The sequence below is a fragment of the Sneathiella sp. genome, from assembly GCF_002694385.1.
Classification (GTDB): Bacteria; Pseudomonadota; Alphaproteobacteria; order Sneathiellales; family Sneathiellaceae; genus Sneathiella.
The window spans coordinates 95004-104862 of the sequence record NZ_NZMB01000017.1; the positions used below are offsets into that span (position 1 = coordinate 95004).

Below are 9859 nucleotides of genomic sequence, written 5' to 3' on the forward strand. Positions count from 1 at the left end.
AGNTGCTCCTTGCTTGGCAGATGTCCCGGTTGTGNCGGTTTGCGGGTCAAAATATCCTGTTTTCTGGTCGCATGGACCGGTTANTCCGCCGCTGCGGACGATTTNTTTGCCGGAGATTTTTTCGCNGNCGATTTCTTTTTNGCNGCNGCTTTGCTCTTGCCGCCNCTCTTNGCTTTGGCCGTNGTTCCGGCTTTTTTGGCGAGTTTCGGCTTCTTGCCGCTNTTCTCGGCCCGTTCNGCCAGCAGNGTGACNGCGTCTTCCAGCGAGATGGTCAGNGGGTCGGAGCCCTTCGGAATTGTCGCATTGATGCCGCCATGGGTCACATAGGCGCCGTAGCGGCCGTCTTTCACATTGATGTCGGCCCCGTCCGCGGGATGCGGACCAATCACCCGCAGCGGCGCCGCGCCGCGGCCTGCGCCGCCGCTGCGTCCCTTGGCTTCCGCCAGCAGCTCGACCGCGCGGTTCATGCCAACAGTCAGCACTTCCATAGCATTGGGCAGCTTGCCATATTTCCGGTCGCATTCCACATAGGGGCCATAACGGCCGAGCCCGGCGGTGATCATCACGCCGCTTTCCGGATGCGGGCCGATATCGCGCGGCAGGCCGATAAGTTGCACCGCCAGATCGAAATCAAGATCTTCCAGCGCAATATCCTTGGGGATGGAGACCCGCTTCGGTTTCTTCTTCGGCTCCGCCTCGCCAAGCTGGAGATAGGGGCCATAAGGACCCTTGCGCAAGCTGATCATCAGGCCGGTTTCGGGATCCTGACCCAGCTCCTTCGGTCCGTCATCCGGCGTTGCGTCCCCCTCGTCCGCATGATCGCCAAGCTGGCGGGTGAAGCGGCATTCGGGATAGTTGGAACAGCCGATAAAGGCGCCGAAACGGCCGGTTTTCAGGCTCAGACGTCCTTCTGCGCATTTCGGGCAGGCGCGCGGATCCTTGCCGTCTTCCGTCTCGGGGAAGATATGCGGGGCAAGAACGCGGTTCAACTCCTCCAGCACGTCGGAGACGCGCAGTTCCGCCGTTCCCTCGACCAGTGTATTGAAATCAAACCAGAAATCGCGCAATACCTGCTTCCAGTCTATCTTGGCGTCAGAAACGTCATCGAGTTTTTCTTCAAGCTGCGCCGTAAAGTCATATTCCACATAGCGGGTGAAGAAGGAAGCGAGGAAAGCGGTGACTAGCTGTCCCTTGTCTTCTGGGATAAAGCGTTTCTGATCCAACCGCACATAATCGCGGTCCTGCAACACCGAGATGATGGAGGCGTAGGTGGACGGGCGGCCGATGCCGAGTTCTTCGAGCTTTTTGACCAGGCTTGCTTCGGAATAGCGGGGCGGCGGTTCGGTGAAATGCTGATCGGCACGCACATCCGCCGTATCGACGGTCTCGCCCGCCGTGACGGGGGGAAGGCGCTTGCCGCCTTCGTCATCGGCGGCATCGTCGCGCCCCTCTTCATAGAGCTTGAGGAAGCCTGGAAAACGGACAACGCTACCGGTCGCGCGCAAAGTCTGGCCCGCGCCATCGCTGAAATCAATGGTCGTGCGTTCCAGTTGCGCGCTTTCCATCTGGCTGGCGATGGTGCGCGTCCAGATCAGTTCGTAAAGGCGCAGATGTTCGCTATCGAGATATTTCGCGACCATCGCCGGGGTGCGGCTGAGGTCGGTCGGGCGGATCGCTTCATGGGCTTCCTGCGCGTTCTTCGACTTGGATTTGTACATCCGCGGTTTTTCGGGCAGGTACTCCTTGCCGTATTCCTTTGCGATCACGTCGCGGGCGCTGTTCACCGCCTCTGCCGCGAGGCTGACACCGTCGGTTCGCATATAGGTGATCAGACCCTGTGTCTCGCCGCCGAGATTGAAGCCCTCATAAAGCTTCTGCGCCACCATCATCGTCCGCTTCGCGCCATAGCCGAGCTTGCGGCTCGCCTCCTGTTGCAGGGTGGAGGTGGTAAAGGGCGGGGAGGGATTGCGCTTCGCCGGTTTCTGCGTGACATCGGCAATTTTGAAGCTGCCTTCACGGATTTTACCGGCAGCGGCCTCGGCGCTGGTCGCATCGGGAAAGGCGAATTTATCGAGCTTGTTGCCGTCATACTGAATGAGGCGGGCAGTGATGCTGTCCTTCTTCCCCGTCAGGAAGTCGGCATCGATGGTCCAGTATTCCTCACTCCGGAAGGCGTCAATTTCCAGCTCCCGCTCGCAGATCAGGCGCAGCGCGACGGATTGCACGCGCCCCGCTGATTTCGCGCCCGGCAGTTTGCGCCACAGCACCGGCGACAGGGTGAAGCCGACCAGATAGTCGAGGGCGCGGCGGGCCTGCTGCGCATTCACCAGATTCATATCCAGCTCGCGCGGATGGGCGATGCCTTCCAGCACGGCGCGCTTGGTGATTTCGTTGAAGACGACGCGGCTCACTTTCGCGCCCTTCAGCTTCTTTTTCTCCTCCATCACCTTCAGCACATGCCAGGCGATGGCCTCCCCCTCGCGGTCCGGGTCAGTCGCGAGATAGAGATTCTCCGCGCCGTTCAGCGCATCGGCAATGGCCTTGATATGTTTCGCCGACTTTGCATCATTCTGATAATGCATGGCGAAATCCTGATCCGGTTCCACCGATCCGTCCTTCGATGGCAGATCGCGGATATGCCCGTAGGAGGCCAGAACCGTATAGTCCTTGCCGAGATATTTGTTGATCGTCTTGGCTTTCGCAGGGGATTCGACAACTACTACGTTCATATCAGTACCGCAGGCTTCCTTCCGTTTTCTTCGGGCCGGTTTCATTACGTCCCGTGTTATATAGAGACGCTAGAGGGCGATGGAAACCCTGTTCCCGAAATGGCGTTCTATTCTGCCTGCCAGCTCCAGTTCAAGTAAAATCGTCAGGACGAGGGCGGGCGGCTGCCCGCTCAGGCGGATAATCTCGTCAATTTCGATGGGGGTGGCACTCAGGAAATTGACGATATCCGGCCGGGCGGATTGCAGCTCGGCTTCGTCGGGGGGGACGGGATCGAACAGGGGCAATAGCGGCTGGTCCGGTTCGCCGAGGGGACGGTGGCGCAGGGTCTGAAGGGCGTCAAAAATATCTTCCGCCCCTTCGATCAGCGTTGCGCCATTCCGGATCAGGCTGTTGCCGCCACGGGCGCGCGGATCGAGCGGGGATCCCGGAATGGCAAACACCTCGCGCCCCTGCTCAAGGGCCATCCGGGCGGTGATCAGCGAGCCGGATTTCGGCGATGCCTCCGCCACCAGCACGCCCCGCGCGAGGCCAGAGATAATGCGGTTGCGGCGCGGGAAGTGGCGGGCCTGCGGCACGGTGCCGAAGGGCTGTTCGGCGATGACGCAGCCGCGCGCGCCAATTTCGGCCTGAAGGGCGGCGTTTTCTCTCGGGTAGGGATAGTCGATGCCGCCGCCGACCACCGCGATCGTCCCGCCGTCGAGCGCCGCAACATGGGCCGCCGTGTCGATCCCGCGCGCGAGGCCGGAGGCAATGACGAGATGGCCTTTCGACAGCTCGCCCGCAATCTGCCGGGTGAGACGAATGGCCGCGGCGGAGGCATTGCGCGCGCCGACAATGGCGAGGATATCCCGGTTCAACAGCTCCGGGTGTCCATGCAGGGTCAGGATGGGCGGGGGATCGGCAATCTGGCGCAGCGGTTTCGGATAGCCGGGCTCGATTGCCGCCATCAGGGTGGCTCCGAACTGCTCCAGTGTGTCCATCTCCTCGCGTGCGGTGGCGGCGGGAAAGACGCGGATCGGCTTCTTGCGGCCCCCCCGGCGGGCCAGCTCCGGCAGGGCCTCCAGCGCCTTTGCGGCCGTCCCGAACCGGCCGAGAAGCTGGAAAAAAGTGATGGGGCCGACATTCTCCGAACGGATCAGCCTGAGCCAGTCCAGCCGTTCACTTCGGGATAGTTCGCGCGTTTGCTCCATCTGCAGAAGATGACAGGAGATATTAAATCGCGTCAATTGAATTCTATGGTTAAACTTACACCATTATCTATTGCCTCCCCCGGTGGCGGCGGATGGATCAGCGGAACCGGGGCTTCACATCAAACAGATTTTTCAGGAACCGGCCCTTTTTCTGCGTGGCCTTATCCTGCGGCGTCTCCGGCGGGTTGGGTGCTTCCGTCGGCGCTTGCGCGGGAGGTTCCGCGGCCTTGGCTGTCGCCTTGATTTCCTCCCGCGCGTGCAGGATTTTCGCCACCTGATCAATTTCGTCGAGCAGGCGCTGCTCGATCTCCGCATCAAGGGTGTCTTCCGTCTCCGCCTCCGTCTCCGGCGCAGCACCGGAAGGCGCGTCCTCCGATCCGGTAGAAGCGGGCGGAGAGGGTGGCGAAACGCCGTACAGCGTCAGGCGCGGCCGGGGGCGGTTTTTGCGCAAGGCTTTGCGGCGGCGGGGCCGGGGCGGCGCGTCATCCTCCGCCTTTTCCGCCTTGTGCGGGGGCGGGACAGGCGGGATGTCGAGGGTATCCGCCATTTCCGTGCCTTTCCTTTCCTCATCCCGTTCATGCATTGCCTTCAGGGTGGCAAGTTCAGAGGGCAGGAAATTTTCACAAAACCGCGCCCGCCACGCCGTCATTTCCGCCTGCGACCCCTGGACATGCCGCTGATACGCGGCGCGCGCCGCCTGTTGCAGGCGTTGCAGCCGCCGGACGGTCACCTCCATCATCGAGGGGGATTCCGATGCGATCATCTGACTTTTCCATTTCCGGTCTGTTTCGGAATAAACGGAAAAGCCGCCGCCTTCGTGATTTATGATTTTTTGCCGGCCCCGATGCGCGGTTCCGTCCCCTTGACAAGACGGGCGATATTTTCGCGGTGGCGCAGGAAGATCAACACCGCCATGGCGGCGGCGAATTCGATCCGCTGGGTATCGCCGAAATAGCTCCCGCCGAAGGGAGAGTATATTTTCAGCACATAGAGATAGAGCGGCGCGAGCGCGGCGGCGACCAGCGCCGCGAGAGAGGAAATCCGAAAGATCAGCGCCGTCAGCAGCCAGGTGAGCGCCACGCCAATCCCGGCGGGCCAGCTGATCGCCAGCATCACGCCGATAAAGGTGGCGACGCCCTTGCCGCCTTTGAATTTCAGCCAGATCGGATAGAGATGCCCAAGAAACGCCCCGCCGCCCGCCAGCACCGCGTAATCCTGCGTGAGGAATATATTGGCGAGAATGACGACAAGGGCGCCCTTGCCGCCATCGAGCAGCAGGGTGGCGAGCGCGAGGCCCTTCTTGCCGGTCCGGAGCACATTGGTCGCGCCGATATTGCCCGAGCCGATCTTGCGCACATCGCCGAGCCCGGCCATTCTGGTGAGCAGCAGCCCGAACGGGATGGAGCCGATCAGATAGCCGATCAGCGCGGCGGCAAAAAACGGCCAGGTGAAGCTGATATCGCCGAGCGGTTCAGGCATGGGGGTTCCCTTCGCTTATGATCGCTCAAACACGGTCTTGCCGCCCACCAGGGTGCGGACAACCCGCCCCTGCAGCAGATGACCGTCAAAGGCGGTATTCTTGGATTTTGACAGCAGCGCATCGCCATCCACCTGCCACGGTTTTTCCGTATCGAACAGGATAAGATCCGCTGCCGCGCCTTTTTTAAGCGCGCCCGCCTCCAGCCCGAGCAGCTTTGCAGGCGCGACCGTCATGGTATGCAGCAGACGCAGCAGGCTGACATCGCCATTGTGATAGAGGCGGAGGCTGACCGGCAGCATGGTCTCCAGCCCGATCACACCGGGTTTGGCCTGGGCGAACGGCACGCGCTTGCTGTCGGCGCTCTGCGGCAGATGCTGCGAAGAGATGACATCAATGGTGCCATCCTTGATCCCCTCGATCACGGCGAGGCGCTCGCTTTCCTCGCGCAGCGGCGGCGAGACGCGGGCAAAGGTGCGGTATTCGCCAAGCTCCAGATCATTGAGCGCGTGATAGTGCGGCGCGGTCCCGGCGGTGACATGGAGGCCGTCATTTTTTGCGCGCCGGAGGGTGTCGAGGGCGTCGCGGGTGCTGAGATGCGCCGCATGCCAGCGCGCGCCGGTCATTTTGACGAGGCGGATATCGCGCTCCACCAGAATGGCCTCGGCGCAGGCGGGGATGGATTTGAGGCCCATGAAAGTTGCCGTCCGTCCGCCCGTCATAACGCCGTTTGCGGCAAGGCCGGGATCCTCCGCATGGACGATCAGGGGCCGGTCGAACATGACGGAATAGGCCAGCGCCCGGCGCATCAGATTGATATCGCCAATGGCGAACTGCCCATCGCTGAAGGCGACGGCGCCCGCCTCCGCCAGCAGGCCGAATTCCGCCATTTCGCGCCCTTCCAGCCCCTTGGTGAGGGCGGCGGTCACAACAATATTGACGGCGGAGCGGGATTTCGCCCGCCGCAGCACCATTTCGACAATGGCCGGATCGTCAATCACCGGCTCGGTCGCGGGCAGGGCGTTGATGGTGGTGACGCCCCCGGCGGCGGCGGCCATCCCGGCGCTCGCCATGGTTTCGCGGTGTTCCTTGCCGGGCTCACAAAGATAGGCATGGGCATCGACCAGACCGGGCGCGAGACAGAGCCCGCCTGCGTCAATGATCTCCGACCCGTCCGGAATATTGTCCTTCGTGATATGCGCGCCCCAATCGAGGATTTTCCCCTTGTCGATCAGAACGCCGCCGCGGGTATCCGTCTCCGTCGCGGGATCGAGCAGCCGGGCATTGAGAAGGGCGAGAGGCGGTGTTGCCATTATTTGCCCCCCCGCGTCAGAAGGTCGAGGCAGGCCATGCGCACGGCGACGCCCATCTCCACCTGTTCCGATATGGCGCTGTTGTTGAGATCATCGGCGGTCTCGCTGTCAATCTCGACGCCGCGGTTCATCGGCCCCGGGTGCATGATGAGGGCATCCGGCTTGGCGACCGAGAGTTTCTCCGCATTCAGCCCGAAGAAGTGGAAATATTCGCGGATCGACGGCACGAAGGAGCCCTGCATGCGTTCCGTCTGTAATCGCAGCATCATGACGATATCGGCATCCTTCAGCCCTTCGGACATCTTGTTGTAGACCTCAACCCCCATCTTCGCGGCGTTGGACGGGATCAGCGTCGTCGGCCCGACAATACGCACCCGCGCGCCCATGATATTGAGCAGCGCGATGTTGGAGCGGGCGACGCGGCTGTGCTGAATATCGCCGCAGATGGCGACGGTCAGCCCTTCAAGGCGGCCCTTGCGGCGCTTGATGGTCAGCGCATCGAGCAGCGCCTGCGTCGGATGTTCATGGCTACCGTCGCCGCCATTGATCACCGCGCAATCAACCTTCTGCGCCAGCAGATGCGGCGCGCCCGAATCGCCATGGCGGATCACCAGCACGTCCGGGTGCATGGCGTTCAGCGTCATCGCGGTGTCGATCAGCGTTTCCCCCTTTTTCACCGAGGAGGAATCGACCGACATATTGATGACATCGGCGCCAAGCCGTTTGCCCGCCAGCTCGAACGAGGTGCGGGTGCGGGTGGAGTTTTCGAAAAACAGGTTTATCTGCGTCTTGCCGCGTAGCAGGTCGCGGTTCTTGTCGGGAGTGCGGGACAATTCCGCATAATGCTCGGCAAGGGATAAAATCTGGGTGATATCACTGGCGTTGAGCCGCGCGATATCGAGGAGATGCCGATGGGCAAATCGTATGGGATCTGTGTTTGTCATTAAAAGCAAACTGTATAGCCAGCTTGAGGGGGCGCGGCAAGCGCAAGATGATTTTTTTGAAACGCGTCTCAGCGCATGGCGTCGAGTGCGCCTTGCAGGATATAGGCGGCGGCCATTTTATCGACCGCTTTCGCCCGTTTCGCGCGCGAGGTGTCGGACTCCAGCATGGCGCGGGTGACGGCAACGGTGGACAGGCGTTCATCCCAGAAACACATGGGGAGATCGAAATATTCCTCCAGATTTTTCTGAAACTGGCGAATCGACTGGCAGCGCGGCCCTTCGCTGCCGTCCATATTGATGGGCAGGCCGATGACGAAGCCGCCGACATTCCATTCCGTGACAATTCTCGCAATTTCCGCCGCATCCGCCTTGAACTTTGTGCGCTTGATTGTCATAAGAGGCGTGCCCACTTTCAAAGCGGCGTCGGAAAGGGCGAGGCCGATGGTTTTCGTTCCCGGATCCATGCCGAGCAGCCGCTTGTCGAGGGGGAGCAGATGTTTCAGATAGGTGGGGTTGTCGAGGAGCATGGGTTACGCTAATTTGCAGCCAATGTCGGTTTGGCGCCAGTTTTCGGATTGGTTGTTTCCGGGCCGACCCTCCGGACAGCTTCTATTACAGCAAAGGGTGACAGATGTCGCTTGATAAAGCCACTGTGGCGAAAGTCGCCAATCTGGCCCGCATCAAAGTCGAGGAAAAAGACCTCGAACCGATGGCGGCCGAACTCAACAATATTCTGGGCTGGGTGGAACAACTTGGCGAAGTCAACACCGATAATGTGGAGCCGATGACCTCGGTCGCCGAGATGCGCCTGCGCTGGCGTGCCGATGAAGTGACGGATGGCGGCTATGCGGAGGATGTTGTCGCCAATGGCCCCAATCATGAAGACGGCTATTTCGCCGTGCCGAAGGTGATCGAATAATGAGTGATCTGACCAGACTGACCATTGCGGATGCGCGGGATGGCCTTGCCAAGGGCGATTTCTCGGCGCGGGAACTGACCGCCGCCCATATCACCGCGATGGCGGCCGCGAAAGCACTCAACGCCTATATCACGGAGACGCCGGATCAGGCGGTGGAGCAGGCGACGGCGTCGGACGCGCGCCGCGCGAAGGGGGAGGCGGGCAAGCTCGACGGTATCCCCCTCGCCATCAAGGATCTGTTCTGCACCAAGGGCGTGCTGACCACCGCCGCCTCGCATATTCTGGACGGCTTCAAGCCGCATTATGAAAGCACCATCACGGGCAAGCTCTGGGATGCGGGCGCGGTCATGCTCGGCAAGGTCAATCTTGACGAGTTTGCCATGGGCTCCTCCAACGAAACCAGCTATTACGGCAATGTGGTAAACCCCTGGCGGCGCGCGGGCGATGACAATACGCCGCTGGTGCCGGGCGGCTCCTCCGGTGGATCGGCGGCGGCGGTCGCCTCTTTCAGCGCGATGGGCGCGACCGGCACGGACACCGGCGGCTCGATCCGCCAGCCCGCCGCCTTCACCGGCATCACCGGCATCAAGCCGACCTATGGCCGCTGCTCGCGCTGGGGCGTGGTGGCGTTCGCCTCCAGTCTTGATCAGGCGGGGCCGATGGCCCGAAGCGTTCGCGACTGCGCGATCCTGCTGGAGGCCATGGCCGGGTTCGATGCGAAAGACAGCACCAGCGTCGATATGGCCGTGCCGGACTTTGAAGCGGCGCTTTCCGGCGATGTGCGCGGGCTTAAAATCGGTATCCCGAAGGAATATCGCCTGGAGGGGCTCAGCGACGAGATTGACGCCCTCTGGCAGCAGGGCATCGACTGGCTGAAGGCGGCGGGCGCGGAGATTGTCGAGATCAGCCTGCCGCATACGAAATACGCGCTGCCCGCCTACTATATCATCGCCCCGGCGGAGGCGTCCTCCAACCTCGCGCGCTATGACGGCGTGCGCTATGGCCTGCGCGTGGACGGCAAAGACCTGAGCGACATGTACGCCAATACCCGCGCCGAAGGCTTCGGGGCGGAGGTGAAGCGCCGTCTGCTGATCGGCACCTATGCGCTTTCCGCCGGATATTACGACGCCTATTACCTGAAGGCGCAGAAGGTCCGCGCCTGCATCGCCGGGGATTTCCGGGAGGCGTATAAGAAAGTGGATGCGATCCTGACCCCGACCGCGCCATCGGCCGCCTTCGGCTTCGGCGAGAAGGGCGATGATCCGCTGGAAATGTATCTCAATGAC

General features: G+C 61.7%; 9 protein-coding genes. 2 read left to right on the forward strand and 7 right to left on the reverse strand.

Annotated elements, in window-relative coordinates; genetic code table 11:
• Positions 1-80: 80 nt before the first annotated feature.
• The 7 genes from topA to ruvX form a co-directional block, all read right to left on the reverse strand.
• Positions 81-2774 (reverse strand): type I DNA topoisomerase, encoded by a 2694-nt coding sequence (gene topA, locus CMN55_RS11980; RefSeq protein ID WP_459253664.1) that lies wholly within the window; start codon positions 2772-2774, stop codon positions 81-83.
• A 24-nt stretch (positions 2775-2798) separates the two neighbouring features.
• On the reverse strand, positions 2799-3956 hold the full coding sequence (gene dprA / locus CMN55_RS11985; protein ID WP_293950040.1) for a DNA-processing protein DprA: 1158 nt from the start codon (positions 3954-3956) through the stop codon (positions 2799-2801).
• Between the two features lie 61 nt (positions 3957-4017).
• On the reverse strand, positions 4018-4683 hold the full coding sequence (locus CMN55_RS11990) for a hypothetical protein (protein ID WP_293950041.1): 666 nt from the start codon (positions 4681-4683) through the stop codon (positions 4018-4020).
• Between the two features lie 59 nt (positions 4684-4742).
• Positions 4743-5399, reverse strand: coding sequence for a glycerol-3-phosphate 1-O-acyltransferase PlsY (gene plsY / locus CMN55_RS11995; protein ID WP_293950042.1), 657 nt, complete (start codon positions 5397-5399; stop codon positions 4743-4745).
• A gap of 15 nt (positions 5400-5414) precedes the next feature.
• Positions 5415-6710, reverse strand: coding sequence for a dihydroorotase (pyrC, locus tag CMN55_RS12000; protein ID WP_293950043.1), 1296 nt, complete (start codon positions 6708-6710; stop codon positions 5415-5417).
• Positions 6710-7654, reverse strand: coding sequence for an aspartate carbamoyltransferase catalytic subunit (locus CMN55_RS12005; RefSeq protein ID WP_293950044.1), 945 nt, complete (start codon positions 7652-7654; stop codon positions 6710-6712). Before CMN55_RS12005 ends, pyrC begins: the two co-directional genes overlap by 1 nt.
• Before the next feature lie 68 nt (positions 7655-7722).
• Complete coding sequence (gene ruvX, locus CMN55_RS12010; RefSeq protein WP_293950045.1) at positions 7723-8181, reverse strand: Holliday junction resolvase RuvX; 459 nt, start codon at positions 8179-8181, stop codon at positions 7723-7725.
• A gap of 104 nt (positions 8182-8285) precedes the next feature.
• Between ruvX and gatC the strand changes: the two genes are divergently transcribed.
• The gene (gene gatC, locus CMN55_RS12015; RefSeq protein ID WP_293950046.1) at positions 8286-8573 is read left to right on the forward strand and encodes an Asp-tRNA(Asn)/Glu-tRNA(Gln) amidotransferase subunit GatC; all 288 of its coding nucleotides are present in this window, start codon (positions 8286-8288) and stop codon (positions 8571-8573) included.
• The coding region (gatA, locus tag CMN55_RS12020; RefSeq protein ID WP_293950047.1) for an Asp-tRNA(Asn)/Glu-tRNA(Gln) amidotransferase subunit GatA at positions 8573-9859 on the forward strand (1287 nt) is incomplete at its 3' end. The genes gatC and gatA, both read left to right, overlap by 1 nt.

Bases quoted from the DNA above. Each gene is read 5' to 3' on its own strand.
- pyrC (WP_293950043.1), bottom strand. From the start codon at position 6,710: ATGGCAACACCGCCTCTCGCCCTTCTCAATGCCCGGCTGCTCGATCCC.
- CMN55_RS12005 (WP_293950044.1), bottom strand. From the start codon at position 7,654: ATGACAAACACAGATCCCATACGATTTGCCCATCGGCATCTCCTCGAT.
- ruvX (WP_293950045.1), bottom strand. From the start codon at position 8,181: ATGCTCCTCGACAACCCCACCTATCTGAAACATCTGCTCCCCCTCGAC.
- CMN55_RS11990 (WP_293950041.1), bottom strand. From the start codon at position 4,683: ATGATCGCATCGGAATCCCCCTCGATGATGGAGGTGACCGTCCGGCGG.
- plsY (WP_293950042.1), bottom strand. From the start codon at position 5,399: ATGCCTGAACCGCTCGGCGATATCAGCTTCACCTGGCCGTTTTTTGCC.
- gatC (WP_293950046.1), top strand. From the start codon at position 8,286: ATGTCGCTTGATAAAGCCACTGTGGCGAAAGTCGCCAATCTGGCCCGC.